This is a genomic window from Symbiopectobacterium sp. (assembly GCF_051710365.1).
In the GTDB taxonomy this organism is placed as follows: Bacteria; Pseudomonadota; Gammaproteobacteria; order Enterobacterales; family Enterobacteriaceae; genus Symbiopectobacterium.
The window spans coordinates 1-18495 of record NZ_JBPETA010000012.1; the positions used below are offsets into that span (position 1 = coordinate 1).

Genomic DNA, 18495 nt, shown 5'->3' on the forward strand with positions numbered 1-18495 from the left:
GGATTGTTAGTATGAATCATGAGAGTTACCTCGTGTTTTGTATAAGGATTGGACACCCATATCAAAACCGGTAACTCTCAACCTTGCAAGGTCCAGTGTCAGATCAAGTCGCGACTAATACAGATGACACTCCGTTTGCCGTGCTCTCCAGCCGTCCGCGCATCATTTACGACTACTTCCGTCAGCAGTTTGCGCAGGTGACCAACCCGCCTATCGACCCGCTGCGTGAAGCGCACGTGATGTCGCTGGCGACCTGTATTGGCCGCGAAATGAACGTATTCTGTGAAGCCGAAGGTCAGGCGCACCGTTTGAGTTTCAAATCGCCAATCCTGTTGTACTCCGACTTTACTCAGTTGCTCACCCAAGACCAGCAGCACTACCGCGCTGAAACGTTGGATCTGACCTTTGATCCGCGCGAGAAGTCATTGCAGCAAACCGTTGAGGCGCTGTGTGAAGAAGCCGAGCGCAAAGTGCGTGAAGGTGCCGTGTTGCTGGTGCTTTCCGACCGTGCCATCAGCGAACACCGTTTACCGGTTCCGGCGCCAATGGCGGTGGGTGCCATTCAGCACCGTCTGGTGGAAAAGAGCCTGCGCTGCGATGCCAACCTGATTGTTGAAACTGCCAGCGCCCGCGATCCGCATCACTTCGCCGTGCTGCTGGGCTTCGGCGCTACGGCTATCTATCCGTATCTGGCGTATGAATCACTGGCGCGGCTGGTGGATAACCACACCATCGAGAAGCCTTACCGCACGGTAATGCTCAACTACCGCAACGGCATCAACAAAGGCCTGTACAAGATCATGTCCAAAATGGGCATCTCTACTATCGCCTCGTACCGTTGCTCCAAGCTGTTCGAAGCCGTGGGCCTGCACAAAGAGCTATCAGCGCTCTGCTTCCACGGGGTAGTGAGCCGTATTGGTGGTGCCAACTTCGGCGATTTCGAGCAAGACCTGCAAAATCTGGCAAAACGCGCCTGGTTGAAGCGCAAGACGCTGGAACAGGGTGGCCTGCTGAAATTCGTTTACGACGGCGAATACCACGCCTATAACCCCGATGTGGTTAACAGCCTGCAACAAGCTGTGAAAAGCGGCGAGTACAGCGACTACCTGGAATATGCCAAACACGTCAACGAACGCCCGGTGGCGACGCTGCGTGACCTGCTGGCCATCAAACCGCAGGAAGGCGTAGCCATTCCGGTTGACGACGTAGAACCGGCCAGCGAGCTGTTTAAGCGCTTTGACACCGCCGCCATGTCTATCGGTGCGCTGAGCCCCGAAGCCCATGAGTCTCTGGCGGAAGCCATGAACACCATTGGCGGTAACTCCAACTCCGGTGAGGGTGGTGAAGATCCGGCGCGTTACGGCACCAATAAAGTGTCACGCATCAAGCAGGTGGCCTCTGGTCGCTTCGGTGTAACCCCCGCTTATCTGGTCAACGCTGACGTGATTCAGATTAAAGTGGCACAGGGTGCCAAACCGGGAGAAGGAGGTCAGTTACCGGGCGATAAAGTGACGCCGTACATCGCCAGACTGCGTTATTCCGTGCCGGGCGTAACGTTGATTTCACCGCCGCCGCACCACGATATTTACTCTATCGAAGACTTGGCTCAGTTGATTTTCGACCTGAAGCAGGTCAATCCGAAAGCGATGAGTTCGGTCAAGCTGGTTTCTGAACCGGGCGTGGGCACCATTGCGACCGGCGTAGCCAAAGCATACGCCGACCTGATCACCATCGCCGGTTATGACGGCGGCACCGGCGCCAGCCCGCTCAGCTCAGTGAAATATGCTGGCTGCCCGTGGGAACTGGGGCTGGTGGAAACCCAGCAGGCGCTGGTGGCTAACGGGTTACGACACAAAATCCGTCTGCAAGTGGACGGCGGTTTGAAAACCGGCGTTGATATCATCAAAGCGGCGATTCTGGGTGCAGAAAGCTTCGGCTTCGGCACCGGCCCGATGGTAGCACTCGGCTGTAAATACCTGCGTATTTGCCACCTGAACAACTGTGCTACCGGCGTCGCCACGCAGGATGACAAGCTGCGCCGCGATCACTACCACGGTCTGCCTGAGCGTGTGATCAATTACTTCAACTTTATTGCGCAGGAAACCCGCCTGCTGATGGCAGAGCTGGGTGTTAGTCAACTGGTTGATTTGATTGGCCGTACCGATCTGCTGGTGGAACTGGATGGCTTCACTGCCAAACAGAACAAGCTGGATCTCTCTGCGCTGCTGCAAACCGCGCAGCCGCAACCGGGCAAAGCGCTGTACTGCACCGAGAGCAACCCGCCGTTTGATGATGGGCTGTTGAACAAGGCGCTGCTGTCTCAGGCACAACCGCACATCGCAGCGAAACAGAGCAAAGCGCTCTACTTTGATATCCGCAACACTGACCGTTCCGTCGGCGCAACGCTGTCCGGTGCTATTGCCGCTCAGCACGGCGATCAAAGTCTGGCAAGCGACCCGATCAAAGCCAACTTCTCTGGCACTGCCGGACAAAGCTTCGGCGTATGGAACGCAGGCGGCGTTGAACTGACGTTGACTGGCGACGCCAACGACTATGTGGGCAAAGGCATGGCTGGTGGCTGCATCTCCGTGCGTCCACCGGTTGGCTCCGCGTTCCGCAGTCATGAAGCGAGCATTATCGGCAACACCTGTTTGTACGGTGCCACTGGCGGCAAGCTGTTTGCCGCAGGTCGTGCGGGCGAACGTTTCGGCGTGCGTAACTCCGGTGCCATCACCGTGGTGGAAGGCATCGGCGACAACGGCTGTGAATACATGACGGGCGGTATCGTCTGCGTATTGGGCCGCACCGGCGTTAACTTTGGCGCAGGCATGACCGGTGGTTTCGCCTACGTACTGGATGAAGACGGCGAGTTCCGTAAGCGCGTCAACCCAGAATTGGTGGAAGTGCTGTCGGTCGATGACCTGGCGATTCACGAAGAGCACTTGCGCGGTCTGATCACCGAGCACGTGCAGCACACCGGTTCGCAGCGCGGCGAAGAGATCCTCGCCAACTGGCCGGTCTGGGCGTCGCGTTTCGCGCTGGTGAAACCCAAGTCGAGTGATGTGAAGGCATTATTAGGGCATCGTAGTCGTTCCGCAGCCGAATTGCGGGTTCAGGCGCAGTAAGAGGGCATTATGAGTCAGAACGTTTATCAATTTATCGACTTACAGCGTGTTGATCCGCCGAAGAAGCCGTTAAAGATTCGCAAAATCGAGTTCGTGGAAATCTACGAACCCTTTTCCGAAAGCCAGTCCAAGGCGCAGGCAGACCGCTGCCTCGCCTGCGGTAACCCCTATTGCGAATGGAAGTGCCCGGTACACAACTACATTCCCAACTGGCTGAAACTGGCAAACGAAGGGCGCATTATCGAAGCGGCTGAGCTGTCACACCAGACCAACAGCCTGCCGGAAGTGTGCGGACGCGTTTGCCCGCAAGACAGACTGTGTGAAGGATCCTGTACGCTCAATGCGGAATTTGGCGCGGTCACCATTGGCAATATCGAACGCTATATCAATGACAAAGCGATCGAAATGGGCTGGAAGCCGAATCTGTCTCACGTGAAACCCACCGGAAAGCGGGTGGCCATTGTGGGCGCGGGCCCGGCAGGGTTAGCGTGTGCCGACGTGCTGGCACGTAACGGCGTGCAGGCGGTAGTGTTCGATCGTCATCCTGAAATTGGCGGTTTGCTGACCTTCGGAATCCCAGCCTTCAAGCTGGAGAAAGAGGTGATGATCAAGCGCCGTGAAATCTTCAGTGAGATGGGTATTGAGTTCCAGCTCAACACCGAGATTGGCAAAGACATTGCGCTGGAGACCTTGCTCGCCGATTACGACGCGGTATTCCTGGGTGTCGGCACCTATCAGTCCATGCGTGGCGGATTGGAAAACGAGGATGCGCCGGGCGTGTACGACGCTCTGCCGTTCCTGATTGCCAACACCAAGCAACTGATGGGCTTTGAAACTACGCCGGATGAACCCTATACCGACATGAGCGGCAAGCGCGTGGTGGTACTGGGTGGCGGTGATACCGCGATGGACTGCGTGCGAACCTCGGTGCGCCACGGTGCAACACATGTAACTTTGTGCCTACCGCCGTGATGAAGTCAACATGCCCGGCTCCAAGCGCGAAGTGAAAAACGCGCGCGAAGAGGGCGTGGAATTCCTGTTCAATCTGCAACCGCTCAGCATCGAAATAAACGGTGCTGGTAAAGCCTGCGGCGTAAGAATGGCGCGTACTGAACTGGGTGCGCCAGATGCCAATGGCCGCCGTCGTCCTGAAATCGTCGAAGGCTCAGAGCATGTGCTGGAAGCAGACGCCGTGATCATGGCGTTTGGTTTCCGTCCGCACAAGATGGACTGGTTGGCGAAACACGGCGTGGATCTGGACAGCCAAGGGCGCATCGTGGCCCCTGAACAGAGCGAGAGCGCGTTCCAGACCAACAACCCGAAAATCTTCGCCGGTGGCGATGCGGTACGCGGTTCCGATCTGGTGGTGACCGCCATTGCCGAAGGCCGCAAGGCCGCGGATGGCATCATGAACTATCTGGAAGTGTAATCGGCAACGCTGTCCATCAAAGCGGCGCAAGCCGCCTTTTTCTTGTGTGCAAGTTTAGCTATTGCTATTGAACTGATCGAGGATGTCCTGCTCTGTCAGCATCGGCGTTTGCTGGGCAAAATCATAAAAATCCGGTTTGCTTTCAATATAAATCTGACTCACCAACCGTTTGCGATCGTCTGGGAATATCCCCGCAGACAGTTCATAGGTTTGCGTTTCCAGCAGCAGGTAATAGAGATGGGTGCCGCAGATTCGACAGAACGTACGCTCGGCCCATTCTGACGAGCGGTAATGGGTGATGTTCTCTTCACCGCGCAGTGTCACATCGTGTTTGCACTCAACCGCAAACAGCGGTCCGCCGCCCCACTGGCGGCACATGTTGCAATGACACACGCTGACGTCATGCACACACGCTTCCGGTACTTCGACGGTGACTGCGCCGCATAAGCACTGGCCTTTGGTCATTTTCATCACGCCCTCCTGCCGCAAACGGTTATCGATTTTTTATCAACGCTGTTGCCATAAAAAAAGGGCATACCGACGGTTGTCCCTTTTCTGTGAATGTGGTTATTTCACCACGCGTAACGATGGTCGCCCACCGCGCGGCGCCGGTGGTGGATCATCATCAGGCGGGTTAGTCTCCGTCACGTTGTCTTGTTGTTCGTTATCCACAACCGACATCACTACACCCGGCGTCAATGCCTCACCCTGCGCATCCGTGAGGTTATCCAGCTCATAGGCGGGCTCAGGCTCAAACATGGTGCCAGCGCCGTTTTCACGGGCGTAAATAGCCAGCACAGCGGCCATGGGAACATAAACCTGACGCGGTACACCACCAAAGCGGGCGTTAAAACGCACGCTGTCATCAGCCAGCTCCAGGCCACCTACCGCACGCTGTGCGATATTCAGTACTATCTGCCCATCACGGGCGAATTCCATTGGCACCATTACGCCCGGCAGCGATACATCAACCACCAAATGCGGCGTTAATTGATTATCCAGCAGCCAATCATAAAAAGCCCGCAACAGATACGGACGGCGCGGGGACAGTTGAGACAATGCCATACAGGTTTAACCTCGGGTATGCAAACGGATTTCACGCTCGGCTTCGGTCAAGGATGCCAGGAAAGCATCACGCTCGAAGACGCGCGTCATATAACCTTTCAGCTCTTTCGCCCCTGCGCCCGTCAATTCGATGCCCAGCAGCTGCAAACGCCACAGCAGCGGTGCCAGATAGCAATCGACCAAGCTGAACTCTTCGCTCATGAAATAAGGCGCTTCATTGAACACAGGTGCAACGGCCAGCAACTCTTCACGCAGTTGTTTACGCGCCGCATCCGCTTCTTGTGCATTCCCCTGCATGATTTTTTTCAAGAGAGAATACCAATCGGATTCAATGCGGTGCATCATCAGGCGGCTGGTACCGCGCGCCACCGGGTAAACCGGCATCAGCGGAGGATGAGGGAAACGCTCATCCAGGTACTCCATGATGATACGAGATTCATACAGCGTCAGTTCACGATCGACCAACGTCGGCAAGGAGCCATAGGGATTGAGGTCAATAAGATCCTGTGGCAGGTTATCCATATCCACCAGCTCAATCTCGACATTCACGCCCTTTTCCGCCAAGACAATGCGAACCTGATGGCTAAAAATGTCGGACTGACCAGAAAACAGCGTCATCACCGAACGTTTGTTGGCAGCGACAGCCATGAAAACCTCCAAGTTTATCGAGAAATACGACTAATAACTAAACGGCGCTATCCTGCATAGCCCGGAATCACTGTACGTGATTGTCCACAAGAAAAACGTCTGGCGGCATCAACATTCGGGAAAATTGCCGGCTGGCATACAGGCACAAAATCGGCGAATAGTTTACCAGATTTTGTGCGTTCTGTGGTGAAAGAAGCGCAATTTCATTACTAACCATCAGAAAAGTAGGATTATTTTTTTATCTGGAGAGATGAAATGCGGGCAGAATTAACCCGATGAGACGAATGCAAGACAAAAAAACCCGATGCAAGCACCGGGTTTTTTGCGTTGATTTGCAGCGATAAACGCCAGAAATTAACGTTTGGAGTACTGAGGACGGCGACGTGCTTTACGCAGACCGACTTTCTTACGTTCAACTTCACGTGCGTCACGGGTAACGAAGCCCGCTTTACGCAGTTCAGAACGCAGAGACTCATCGTACTCCATCAGCGCACGGGTGATACCATGACGAATGGCACCCGCTTGACCGGAAATACCACCACCTTTAACGGTGATGTACAGATCCAGTTTGCCAACCATGTCGACCAGTTCCAGCGGTTGACGAGCTACCATGCGGGCAGTTTCGCGACCGAAGTACTGTTCCAGGCTGCGCTGGTTGATAACGATATTGCCGTTGCCCGGTTTGATGAACACGCGAGCGGCGGAGCTTTTGCGGCGACCAGTGCCGTAGTATTGATTGTCAGCCATTGCCTATAATCCCGATTAAATGTCCAGAACTTGCGGTTGCTGTGCCGCGTGGTTGTGCTCGTTACCTGCGTAAACTTTCAGTTTACGGTACATAGCACGACCCAGCGGGCCCTTCGGCAGCATGCCTTTAACCGCGATTTCAATCACACGCTCAGGACGGCGGGCAATCATCTCTTCAAAGGTCGCTTGCTTGATACCACCGATGTGGCCGGTGTGGTGATAGTAAATCTTGTCGTTACGCTTGTTGCCGGTTACAGCAACTTTGTCAGCGTTCAGAACGATGATGTAATCACCGGTATCAACGTGCGGGGTGTATTCCTCTTTATGCTTACCGCGCAGACGGCGAGCCAGTTCAGTAGCCAGGCGGCCCAGAGTTTTACCGGTCGCGTCAACAACATACCAGTCGCGTTTGACGGTTTCTGGTTTAGCTGTAAAAGTTTTCATTAAAAGCTTACCCAATTTAAGTTACACGTTGGTGAACACCCAAACGCTTCAATAAATTCAGAAATAAAGTGTCGAGGTTCACACGGCATCTAGTCCAGCAAACCTACCCCTTCGAATAGCCATGCCGGCGCGATTAACGTTTCAGGAAAAAAACGTTGTTGTAACGTGGGGTCGCAAGATTATAGAGAAGTCGATAGCAAAGATCGACCTCTTTTCCACCAAAGCGCGATAAATTCCCCGTTGTCCTCTCAGGCAAGGTGCGGTTGGCTCAAATATTCTTCACTTTGCATCTCTTGCAACCGCGACAGGCAGCGCTGGTATTCGAATTTCAGGTGCTCGCCTTGATACAGCGCGAACATCGAGGTTTGTGCCGCGATCACCAGTTTGACCCGCTGCTCATAAAACTCATCCACCAACGCCAGAAAGCGGCGCGCCGCATTCTCCTCTTTGCTCCCCATCACCGTCACATTGTGCAGCAGTACCGTGTGGTAGAGGCGCGATAGCGCAATATAGTCATTCTGGCTGCGCGCATCGAGACACAGCGTGGCAAAATCGATGGCCAGTACCCCATCGCCCGCACTGAGCGTCGGCATCGGTCGATGGTTGATCTCCAGCACTGGCCCCGGCGCAGAGAATGCCCGGCCAGACAAGCGCGAGAACATCTGACGCATCTCAGCATCGGTTTCCGGCGACAGCGGCGTCAGATAGAGATGCGCCTGCGTTAGCGTGCGCAGGCGATAATCGATACCGGCATCCACATTGCGCACCTCGCAGTACTGCTTGATGAGGTCGATAGCTGGCAAAAAACGACTGCGTTGCAGACCGTTGCGATAGAGGTTATCCGGAGGAATGTTGGATGTGGCCACCAATGTGACGCCACGGGCGAACAACGCACGTAACAGTTCCGCCAGCAGCATGGCATCGGTGATATCCGTAACGAAAAACTCATCAAAACAGAGTACATCAGCCTGCGCCTTGAACCCATCGGCCACATGCTCCAGCGGATTCGGTTGCCCCTGTAGCTGGTTCAGTTCTTCGTGCACGCGCAGCATAAAGCGATGGAAATGCAGCCGCAGCTTACGCTCTGTGGGTAGACTCTGGAAAAACAGATCCATCAGCCAGGTTTTGCCGCGCCCAACCTCGCCCCACATATAAAGCCCCTGCACCGGGGCCACCGGCGGTTTATCCGCCAGCCCCAGCCAGTGCCGCCAGCGGGTAAAACGGCCATCGGATGCGGGAGTCGTCTGCGATGCTTCGCGCGCTTGCAAGGCCTTATAAATACCATGCAGCGCGGTTACCGTTTGCAGTTGTACCTCATCAGGCTGATACTCGCCCGCCGCTACTGCCTGCTGATAGTGCGCCAGTGGCCCAGCAAGCGGCAGCGTTGTCGGTTGTATCATCTCGGGTTCTCCCTTCATCCGTCATTTTCCGAAAAAAAGTTAGTCGTGTTTTATCGCCCGTTAACGGCGATTCGCTCCGCGATCGTCGCATTTTTCCATGATATCACCTGAAATAGATCCCAATTACCTTACAGCGTCGCGTTTCGGGACTCCACTCGGGCGGCGTTAGCGGTTATAGTGGCTATTATGAAGTGAAAAAACCCTACGGGACAACGACGTCGAAAGAGGTGTCTTTATGACTTGGGAGTATGCGCTAATAGGATTAGTTGTCGGCATCATCATCGGTGCTGTCGCCATGCGCTTTGGCAACTCTAAACTGCGGCAACAACAAGCGCTGCAAAGCGAGTTGGAAAAGAGCAAAACCGAACTGGAGACCTACCGTCAGGAGTTGGTGGGCCATTTTGCCCACAGCGCCGAGTTGTTGGACAACATGGCAAAAGATTACCGTCAGTTGTACCAGCATATGGCAAAAAGCTCTAGCAACCTGCTGCCAGATTTGCCGATGCAGGATAACCCGTTTCGCTACCGCTTAACCGAGGCGGAAGCAGACAACGATCAGGCCCCGGTGGGCATGCCGCCGCGCGATTATTCAGACGGCGCGTCCGGACTGCTGCGCGGTGAGCGCCCGCTGCGCAAATAATCATTTTGCGCCCTACTGCGTGAAGGACAAGATCCTTCACGCAGCCTACATCCCCACTATCCCTTCCCTGCACAATTTGACGATAGTTACATTCCCTTGACGAAAGAACAGTGAACTTTACACGTTATTCGCTGGTCGACTCTTCACCAGCCGTTTAAGTTTATATATCATCATTTTATTCATAATCGACATTCTGTCGATGGTTCGCAGGTTGTGAGAGATAACGTCAAATGAAGAAAAAATCATTATTATTCATCGCACTGGCAGTAAGCATGAGCCTGTCATTGTCATCGCTTCCTGCCGCACAAGTCGCCCTGCCCGCCGTGGTGGAAGGTCAACAGTTACCCAGTCTGGCACCGATGTTGGAAAAGGTGCTGCCTGCGGTGGTCAGCGTGCATGTGGAAGGCACGCAAACGCAGCGCCAACGCGTACCGGAAGAGTTTAAATTTTTCTTTGGCCCGAATGCCCCCTCAGGCAAGCAGAACAGTCGCCCGTTTGAAGGCCTCGGTTCCGGCGTGATTATCGATGCGGCCAAAGGGTATGTACTCACCAATAACCATGTCATCAACAACGCCGATAAAATTCGCGTGCAGTTGAATGACGGTCGGGAATATGACGCCAAACTGCTGAGTCGCGATGATCAAAGCGACATCGCCCTGCTGCAACTGAACGATGCCAAGAATCTGCAAGAAGTTAAAATGGCGGATTCTGACCAACTGCGCGTAGGGGATTTCGCCGTCGCTGTGGGTAACCCGTTCGGCCTGGGCCAAACGGCCACCTCGGGCATTATCTCCGCGCTGGGTCGCAGCGGCCTGAATCTGGAAGGGTTAGAAAACTTTATCCAGACCGATGCTTCTATTAACCGTGGTAACTCCGGCGGCGCGCTGGTTAACCTCAACGGTGAACTGATTGGGATCAACACCGCGATCCTGGCACCAGGCGGCGGTAACATCGGTATCGGGTTTGCCATTCCCAGCAACATGGCGCAAAACCTGGCGCAGCAACTCATCGAGTTCGGTGAAGTGAAACGCGGCCTGTTAGGCATCAAAGGCAGCGAAATGACCGCCGACATGGCGAAAGCCTTCAAGGTGGAAGCGCAACGTGGTGCCTTCGTCAGCGAGGTATTGCCAAAATCCGCGGCCGCCAAGGCGGGCATCAAGGCCGGTGATGTGCTGACATCACTGGACGGCAAACCTATCAACAGCTTTGCTGAACTGCGTGCCAAAATCGGCACCACCGCGCCCGGTAAAACGGTGAAAATTGGCCTGCTGCGTGAAGGAAAACCGCTGGAACTCTCCGTGGTTCTCGATAATAACACCTCTGCCGCCACCAGCGCCGAGAGCCTGTCTCCGGCCTTGCAGGGCGCATCGCTTGCCAATGGTCAGGCGAAGGATGGCAGCAAAGGGGTACAAATCGAAGACGTCACCAAAGACACACCGGCAGCACAGGTGGGCTTGCAGAAAGGCGATATCATTATCGGCGTTAACCGTGAACGGGTAGAAAACATCACCCAACTGCGCAAAATTCTGGAAAGCAAACCCAGCGTGCTGGCGCTGAACGTGGTGCGTGGCGAAGAAACGATTTACCTGCTGCTACGCTAATACAATATATTGTATCAATACTATAAAATCGGACACGGTACATGCCGTGTCCGGTAAACTCATGTTATCCTCCGCTTACCTATCCACTTCCCTGTACGTTTTATGCTCGCAAAACTCTTTCGCTCCGCCATTATTGGCGCGATCGTGGCGGGAATTCTGCTCGCGATCATGCCGTTGCTACGGTCAAATACCGCACTGTTTTCCCGCTCACACAGTATCCAGAGTGAGGATGTGCCGCTTAGCTACAATCAGGCCATTCGCCGCGCAGCGCCTGCGGTGGTTAACGTCTATAGCCGAGAATCAAGCAGCGAGAACAACGGGGAACTGAATATTCGCCTGCTCGGATCTGGCGTGATCATGAGTGAAAAGGGCTACGTGCTGACCAATAATCACGTGATAAACAATATCGCGCAGCTGGTTATCTCGTTACAGGATGGCCGCGTCTATGAGGCCAGCGTGATTGGCACCGACAAGCTGACCGATCTGGCGGTGGTGAAAGTGGAAGCCGCCAACCTGCCGGTTATCAACATCAACGAAAAACGCACGGCACACATCGGCGATGTGGTGCTGGCTATCGGTAACCCATACAACCTGGGGCAAACCGTTACCCAGGGCATTATCAGCGCCACCGGCCGCGTGGGGTTGAGTTTGATGGACGGTTCTGGTTCCGGCTTTGGCGGGCGTCAGAATTTCTTGCAAACCGACGCCTCCATCAACCACGGTAACTCTGGCGGTGCGTTGGTCAACACGCTGGGTGAACTGGTCGGCATCAATACACTGACCTTTGATAAAGGCAGCGACGGAGAAACGCCGGAGGGCATTGGCTTCGCCATTCCGGTAGCGCTGGCGACCAAGGTGATGGGAAAACTGATTCGTGATGGTCGCGTGATTCGCGGCTATATCGGCATTAACGGCGCGCAGGCGGAAGGGTTGTCACCCAATAGCACGCTGGACGGCAATAAACGGTTGCAAGGCGTGATCGTGATGAATGTCGAACCCGGTGGTCCGGCGGATAAAGGCGGCATGAAAAAAGGTGACGTGTTGCTAACCATGAACGGCAAGCCCGCCGTCTCAGTTATCGAAACCATGGATCAGGTGGCTGACATTCGCCCCGGTACCGCCGTTCCGATAGCCATTCGCCGTGGCGACCAGGAGATGACGCTGTCGGTGACGATTCAGGAGTTTCCTGAGAGCTAACGTTACCAGTATGAGCAGCACCGCGACTGCTCATACTGAAACGGGATTACGCGTCGTTGCCCTCACACGTTCGATGTTCGCACCCAGCCCACGCAGTTTATCTTCAATGCGTTCGTAGCCGCGATCGATGTGATAGACACGATCAACGAGGGTTGTACCTTCCGCGATACACCCCGCCAGCACCAGACTGGCTGATGCACGCAGATCGGTCGCCATCACCTGAGCGCCAGAAAGCGTATCAACGCCGTGGCAGATCACGGTGTTACTCTCAATCTCTGCCTGCGCGCCCATACGAATCAGTTCCGATACGTGCATAAAGCGGTTTTCGAAGATGGTTTCGGTAATAACACCGGTGCCTTCTGCCACCAGATTCAGCAGGCTGAACTGCGCTTGCATATCGGTCGGGAAGCCGGGATGCGGAGAGGTACGCACGGTAACCGCTTTTGGGCGTTTGCCATGCATATCCAAGCTGATCCAGTCTTCACCCACTTCGATATCCGCGCCTGCATCACGCAATTTTGCCAGCACAGCATCCAGCGTATCCGGACGCGTGTTGCGGCACACAATGCTGCCACGAGAGACCGCAGCCGCCACCAGGAACGTACCGGTTTCGATACGGTCCGGCAGCACGCGGTAAACGCCGCCACCCAGACGCTCGACGCCTTCGATAACGATCTTGTCGCTGCCAGCGCCAGTGATTTTGGCACCCATTGCGTTCAGGAAGCCCACCGTATCAACAATTTCCGGCTCGCGCGCGGCGTTTTCGATAATGGTGGTGCCTTCAGCCAACGTCGCCGCCGTCATGATGGTGACGGTTGCACCAACGCTGACTTTATCCATGACGATATGCGCACCCTGTAAACGTCCGTCAACCGTGGCTTTGACATAGCCTTCTTCCAGCACGATCTTGGCACCCAACTGCTCCAATCCGGTAATGTGCAGATCGACCGGACGTGCGCCAATCGCGCAGCCGCCAGGCAGTGAAACCTGCCCCTGACCGAAACGCGCGACCAGCGGCCCCAACGCCCAGATAGAAGCGCGCATGGTTTTCACCAGATCGTAAGGAGCGCAAAATACGTTAACGTCGCGGGCATCCACATGCACCGAACCGTTGCGCGTCACGTGAGCACCTAACTGGCTAAGCAGCTTCATCGTGGTATCGATATCACGCAGCTTGGGAACATTTTGGATTTCTACTGGCGCTTCCGCCAACAGTGCCGCGAACAGGATGGGCAGGGCGGCATTTTTCGCCCCAGAGATAGTGACTTCACCAGTGAGCCGGGTAGGACCCTGCACACGAAATTTGTCCATAGTTAAAGGTTCTCAGCTTGCTAAAAGTATTCCAGGGCGCACTGCTCTCGCTTAAAAGCCGTTCAGCTTGCGATCGCGCTGCCATTCTTCCGGTGTATAGGCCTTGATGGAAAGCGCATGAATGCGGTTATCCGCAATGTACTCCATCAAGGGCGCGTATACGGTCTGCTGCTGTTTGACACGACGCATACCAGCAAAAATATCCCCCACGGCGACGACCTGAAAGTGGCTGCCATCGCCCGTTACGTGGACTTCTTGCAGTGCGAGTGCCTTCATCAGCACCTCTTCGATCTCGTTATTTTCCATCGCTCTCAATTCTGTGTTCAGGGGGAGGATTATCAGCCGTGTATCTTAGATGAATACGCCGTTTTCTTAAACAAAGAAATCCCTCTTGGCGTAAGCTAAGAGGGCTGTTTTCATCTATACGCGGGAAAGGTAAAGAAAAAAATCAAACGACAGGAATAATACCGTTGAGGTTATACAGCGCAATCAGCGTTTTTACCCGCTCACCGGCACCAGAAATCACGAAGGATGGCGTTGAACGGATCTGCTGTTGATAGAGATGCACCAACAGCGCCAACCCGGCGGAATCCACTCGCTCCAGTGCAGCGATATCCAGCGCCTGCTTGCCCTTCAATAAGGTCTCGCGCTGCTGCCAAAACGGCAGCAGGGAATCGCGATCCAAATCACCGGACAGTGCCAGCGTCGAGTCTTGCGACGTCCAGCGCAGTGCCTCAGCCATTCTTCTGCTCCAGCGTAATCGGCTGACGGGCAGAGGCTTCCAACTGCTTGGTTAACCCATCAACACCCTGTTGACGCAAAATGGCTGCCCATTCGTTTTGCTTGGTGGTGATCATGCTCACCCCTTCAGCAATCATGTCGTAAGCCTGCCAGTTACCGGTCTGGCTGTTTTTACGCCATTGAAAATCCAAACGCACCGGTGGGCGTCCACCGTTATCGATAATGGTCACACGGATAGGAATGATATCAGCGCTGCCCAGCGGTTGTTCCGGCGCAATCTGGTAGTTCTGTCCATGATACAGCGCCAGCGCCTGACCGTAGGCCTGCGCTAAATAGGCTTCGAACGCCTTGAAATAGGCATCACGCTGCGCCGGCGTCGCTTCTTTGTAGTAGCGGCCCAGCACCAGCGCTCCTGCATAGCGAATCTGCACATACGGCAGCAGCTCTTCTTGCACGATTTGACGCAAGTAGTTCGGATCCTGCTTGATGCGTGGTTGTTCCGTTTTCAGACGCGTAAAGGTCTTCTCCGCCGCATCGTTCATCAAACGATAAGGGTTGGTTTGATCCGCCGCGCTGGCGAGAGGTGCCACGACCAGCAGTGCCACCATCAGTAAACGTTTTAACATGCAGATGTCCTCTTGATTATTGTGCTGCGCCCGGCGCAGGAGCAGATGGCGCTGGCGTCAATGCCGGTTCGTTTTGCGGCACAGATTCCGTTTTTCCCGTATTGTCGGCGCTATCTCCCCCGCTCTTATAGAGGAATTGTCCGATTAAGTCTTCCAGCACCATGGCAGATTTGGTGTCCTGAATCATACCGCCATCGGCGAGGATCTTGGTGCCCATTTCTTCATCTTCGAAGCCGATATTCAGCGCCAGATACTGTTCGCCCAACAGCCCGGAGGTGCGGATCGCCAGCGAACTGGTGTCAGGAATATGGTCGTACCGGCGTTGGATATCCATGGCAACGCGCGGCAAATAGGTTTTGGTATCCAACGAAATATCAGCAACGCGACCAATCACCACGCCGCCGACTTTTATCGGAGAACGCGCTTTCAGGCCGCCGATATTGTCAAACGTGGCGTACAACCGGTAGGTCTGTTCGCTGCCGATAGACTTCACGTCGGCGACTTTCAAACAGAGAAAAATAATGGCGCCCAGGGCGATCAACAGGAATACGCCAACCCAGATTTCACTTCGCTTTGTTTGCATCGACTCAGTTCCCAAACATCAGTGCTGTCAGCACAAAATCCAATCCCAATACCGCCAATGACGAATGCACTACCGTGCGCGTCGTCGCCCGGCTGATCCCCTCAGAGGTTGGGATCGCATCATAGCCATTGAACAACGCAATCCAGGTCACGGTAATCGCAAATACCACACTTTTGATCACACAGTTCAGCAGATCCTTGCGCCACTCGACGGCGCCCTGCATCGCTGACCAAAAGAAGCCATCATCGATGCCCTTCCAGCTCACCCCAACCAACGCGCCACCCCAGATGCCGACCGCCACGAAGATGATCGTCAGCATCGGCATGCTGATAAGTCCCGCCCAGAAACGGGGGGCCACCACGCGCCGCAGCGGGTCTACCGCCATCATCTCCATACTGGAGAGCTGTTCGGTGGCTTTCATCAGGCCTATTTCCGCCGTCAGGGCCGAGCCAGCGCGGCCAGCAAACAACAGCGCGGTGACCACCGGCCCCAGTTCGCGCAGCAAAGAGAGCGCCACCATCATGCCCAGACTGGCCTCGGCGCTGTAGGTGGTCAGCACGATATACCCTTGCAGCCCCAACACCATACCGATAAAGAGGCCAGACACCAGGATGATCAACAGTGACTGAACCCCAACGCTGTGCAGTTGCTTGAGCAACAGCGGGCCTTGCTTGCGCAGTTCGGGACGGCCCACCAGCGCATTAAACAACATGAACCCGGCACGACCAAAGGCAGCACAGGACCGGATTCCCTGACGTCCCAACGACGCCAATGCTTCTCGTAGCATGAATTGATTAACTCCCGGAGCCTAACAGGCTGGTTTTGTAGTCACCAGCAGGAAAGCGAAACGGCACGGGACCATCGGCAATGCCGTCAATAAATTGCCGTACCCGAGGATCGGTATTCGCACGCAGCGCCTCCACCGAGCCGTGCGCAACGATATGCTGATCCGCCACGATATAGGCATAATCCGCGATGCTCAGCACTTCCGGCACGTCATGGGAGACCACAACGCAGGTGATACCCAGCGCATGGTTCAGTTCATCGATAAGCTTAACCAACACGCCCATGGTGATCGGATCCTGACCGACAAAGGGTTCGTCGAACATGATCATTTGCGGATCGAGCGCGACGGCACGGGCCAGCGCGGCACGGCGAGCCATCCCTCCGGAGAGCTCTGAAGGCATCAGATTAGCCGCACCGCGTAACCCGACCGCTTCCAGTTTCATCAGCACCGTGCTGCGTAACAGCGTTTCGGGCAGTTGGGTGTGTTCCCGCAGTGGCCAGGCCACGTTCTCAAACACCGTAAGATCGGTGAACAACGCGCCAGACTGGAACAACATGCTCATCTTCTTACGCACGTCATACAATCGGGAACGGGAGATCGTTGGAATATTCTCTCCGTCAAACCAGATCTCGCCGCTGTCCGGTTGAAGCTGACCGCCAATCAGGCGCAGCAATGTGGTTTTACCGATACCGGAGGGCCCCATGATAGCGGTGACTTTCCCTTTGGGTACGGTTAACGAAACATCGGTGAAAATGGGCCGCTCGCCACGCGAAAAATTGAGCCCACGAATTTCAACCAGATGAGTAGCATCTTGGTTCATGCGATCTTTTCCTTCACTCACTCCCCTTGACGATCGTCGCTGTTATACGTCCATGACGTGCAACAACCGTTGCATTTCCTATCAAGCTTAACGGCAGGTTTCAGGCAAAGCCCGAGTTTTACAAAATATTACCGACAATTCTTACCGAAAAGGGCGGGTTCTGGCTGCCATAGGTTTTACTTTTTCTGCCCAGACAGTCAAAATTACCCCTCTACGATGCAACGCAATTTTTGCTCGACATTCGTCCGCGCACCGCTTCATTGCCTTATGAGCCGGTGATTATACCCGAATGAGCCGGTGATTATACCCGAATAAAGGACGCTGCATGCTTTTTGCGATAGTTCTGCTGGTTATTGGCCTGTTTCTCTTGGTTTATGGTGCTGACCGTTTGGTTTATGGCGCCGCCGTTCTTGCCCGTGTGTGGGGCGTTTCTCCTTTGATTATCGGCGTGATGATTGTTGGCATCGGCACTTCACTGCCAGAGTTGGCGGTGTCGGTGACAGCGGGTCTGAACCAGCAAATGGACATGGCGGTCGGTAACGTATTGGGTTCGAATATCGCCAATATCATGCTAATCCTCGGCAGTGCTGCCCTGATTCGACCCTTGACCTTTCGCTCCGATCTGCTGAGGCATGAACTGCTCCCCATGCTGTTGATCACGCTGTTCAGCGGCGGTGTGCTTTACAATGGCTATCTCAGTCGGCTTGATGGCGTCATGCTGCTCGCGGCGGCAGGTGCCTGGATCGTGCTAATGCTGCGCATGGCGCGTCAGGCGCAACAGAACGGCAGTGACAGCCTGACACGCGAACAATTGGCGGAACTGCCGTAGGCACAGGCTGACGGTAACCAGACGGTTGCCGTCCTCTGGTTGCTGCTGGGATTGATTATTCTGCCGATGGCGGCGCGTATCGTGATTGACAATGCAACGGTGATTGCACGTCATTTCGCCTTTGATGAGTTGACCATAGGGCTGACGGTGCTGGCGATTGGCACCAGCCTGCCGGAACTGGCTACCGCCATCGTCGGCACGCTGAAAAAAGAGGATGATATCGCGCTGGGTAACCTGATTGGGTCGAACGTCTTCAATCTGGTTATCGTGCTTGGTGTTCCGGCGCTGCTGTCACCCGGCGCGGTGAACCCACTGGCATTTCAACGCGATTACGGCGTGATGCTGGGAGCGAGCCTGCTGCTGACGCTGCTCTGTCTGCGCAAAAAGCGCTCTATCGGACAAGGTGCTGGCGCGCTGTTACTGTGTATGTTTATTGCTTACCTTGCGACGCTGTTTTTGCTGTATTAGCGGCGCACGACTCGTTTTCTTGGAAAACTCAAAT

Annotated in this window: 16 protein-coding genes and 3 pseudogenes; 6 read left to right on the forward strand and 13 right to left on the reverse strand. The window is 54.9% G+C overall.

Annotated features, from left to right (window positions below; genetic code table 11):
* Window positions 1–116: 116 nt before the first annotated feature.
* Window positions 117–3125, forward strand: a pseudogene (gltB, locus tag ACTBDZ_RS02105) (glutamate synthase large subunit); the annotation flags it as partial.
* A gap of 9 nt (window positions 3126–3134) precedes the next feature.
* A pseudogene (locus tag ACTBDZ_RS02110) lies at window positions 3135–4554 on the forward strand (glutamate synthase small subunit).
* A 54-nt stretch (window positions 4555–4608) separates the two neighbouring features.
* Here ACTBDZ_RS02110 and ACTBDZ_RS02115 read toward each other — a convergent pair.
* The 6 genes from ACTBDZ_RS02115 to zapE all read right to left on the reverse strand — a co-directional run bounded on the left by ACTBDZ_RS02115 (window position 4609) and on the right by zapE (window position 8858).
* Entirely contained in the window at window positions 4609–5025 is a 417-nt protein-coding gene (locus ACTBDZ_RS02115; protein WP_438814051.1) for a GFA family protein, read from the reverse strand.
* Window positions 5026–5121: 96 nt separating this feature from the next.
* Window positions 5122–5619, reverse strand: a complete 498-nt coding sequence (gene sspB / locus ACTBDZ_RS02120) for a ClpXP protease specificity-enhancing factor (RefSeq protein WP_438814052.1) — start codon at window positions 5617–5619, stop codon at window positions 5122–5124.
* 6 nt (window positions 5620–5625) lie between these two features.
* A complete protein-coding gene (gene sspA, locus ACTBDZ_RS02125; protein WP_438814053.1) occupies window positions 5626–6267 on the reverse strand; it encodes a stringent starvation protein SspA in 642 nt (213 codons plus the stop codon).
* A 354-nt stretch (window positions 6268–6621) separates the two neighbouring features.
* A complete protein-coding gene (gene rpsI / locus ACTBDZ_RS02130; protein WP_438814054.1) occupies window positions 6622–7014 on the reverse strand; it encodes a 30S ribosomal protein S9 in 393 nt (130 codons plus the stop codon).
* Between the two features lie 15 nt (window positions 7015–7029).
* A complete protein-coding gene (gene rplM / locus ACTBDZ_RS02135; RefSeq protein WP_438814055.1) occupies window positions 7030–7458 on the reverse strand; it encodes a 50S ribosomal protein L13 in 429 nt (142 codons plus the stop codon).
* A gap of 248 nt (window positions 7459–7706) precedes the next feature.
* Window positions 7707–8858 carry a cell division protein ZapE gene (zapE, locus tag ACTBDZ_RS02140; protein ID WP_438814056.1) on the reverse strand — a complete coding sequence of 384 codons (1152 nt, stop codon included), beginning with the start codon at window positions 8856–8858 and terminating at the stop codon, window positions 7707–7709.
* A gap of 235 nt (window positions 8859–9093) precedes the next feature.
* Between zapE and zapG the strand changes: the two genes are divergently transcribed.
* The 3 genes from zapG (at window position 9094) to degS (ending at window position 12296) form a co-directional block, all read left to right on the forward strand.
* The gene (gene zapG / locus ACTBDZ_RS02145) at window positions 9094–9498 is read left to right on the forward strand and encodes a Z-ring associated protein ZapG (RefSeq protein WP_264625236.1); all 405 of its coding nucleotides are present in this window, start codon (window positions 9094–9096) and stop codon (window positions 9496–9498) included.
* 230 nt (window positions 9499–9728) lie between these two features.
* Window positions 9729–11099: a serine endoprotease DegQ gene (degQ, locus tag ACTBDZ_RS02150; protein WP_438814057.1), complete on the forward strand. Its 1371-nt coding sequence runs from the start codon at window positions 9729–9731 to the stop codon at window positions 11097–11099.
* A gap of 102 nt (window positions 11100–11201) precedes the next feature.
* Complete coding sequence (gene degS / locus ACTBDZ_RS02155; RefSeq protein WP_438814058.1) at window positions 11202–12296, forward strand: outer membrane-stress sensor serine endopeptidase DegS; 1095 nt, start codon at window positions 11202–11204, stop codon at window positions 12294–12296.
* 30 nt (window positions 12297–12326) lie between these two features.
* Here the strand turns inward: degS and murA are convergent, their stop codons facing one another.
* The 7 genes from murA to mlaF all read right to left on the reverse strand — a co-directional run bounded on the left by murA (window position 12327) and on the right by mlaF (window position 17164).
* Entirely contained in the window at window positions 12327–13607 is a 1281-nt protein-coding gene (gene murA, locus ACTBDZ_RS02160; protein WP_438814059.1) for a UDP-N-acetylglucosamine 1-carboxyvinyltransferase, read from the reverse strand.
* A 51-nt stretch (window positions 13608–13658) separates the two neighbouring features.
* Window positions 13659–13913: a BolA family iron metabolism protein IbaG gene (ibaG, locus tag ACTBDZ_RS02165; RefSeq protein WP_222159220.1), complete on the reverse strand. Its 255-nt coding sequence runs from the start codon at window positions 13911–13913 to the stop codon at window positions 13659–13661.
* Window positions 13914–14055: 142 nt separating this feature from the next.
* Window positions 14056–14349, reverse strand: a complete 294-nt coding sequence (gene mlaB / locus ACTBDZ_RS02170; RefSeq protein WP_438814060.1) for a lipid asymmetry maintenance protein MlaB — start codon at window positions 14347–14349, stop codon at window positions 14056–14058.
* Window positions 14342–14974, reverse strand: coding sequence for a phospholipid-binding protein MlaC (gene mlaC / locus ACTBDZ_RS02175; protein WP_195314286.1), 633 nt, complete (start codon window positions 14972–14974; stop codon window positions 14342–14344). The genes mlaB and mlaC overlap by 8 nt, the downstream gene beginning before the upstream one ends.
* Window positions 14975–14990: 16 nt before the next feature.
* Window positions 14991–15557: an outer membrane lipid asymmetry maintenance protein MlaD gene (mlaD, locus tag ACTBDZ_RS02180; protein WP_438814061.1), complete on the reverse strand. Its 567-nt coding sequence runs from the start codon at window positions 15555–15557 to the stop codon at window positions 14991–14993.
* A 4-nt stretch (window positions 15558–15561) separates the two neighbouring features.
* Complete coding sequence (gene mlaE, locus ACTBDZ_RS02185) at window positions 15562–16344, reverse strand: lipid asymmetry maintenance ABC transporter permease subunit MlaE (RefSeq protein ID WP_438814062.1); 783 nt, start codon at window positions 16342–16344, stop codon at window positions 15562–15564.
* Window positions 16345–16351: 7 nt separating this feature from the next.
* Complete coding sequence (gene mlaF, locus ACTBDZ_RS02190; protein ID WP_438814063.1) at window positions 16352–17164, reverse strand: phospholipid ABC transporter ATP-binding protein MlaF; 813 nt, start codon at window positions 17162–17164, stop codon at window positions 16352–16354.
* Window positions 17165–17489: 325 nt separating this feature from the next.
* On the opposite strand from mlaF, the pseudogene ACTBDZ_RS02195 reads away from it, so the two are divergent.
* A pseudogene (locus tag ACTBDZ_RS02195) lies at window positions 17490–18461 on the forward strand (calcium/sodium antiporter).
* The last annotated feature ends 34 nt before the right edge of the window (window positions 18462–18495 follow it).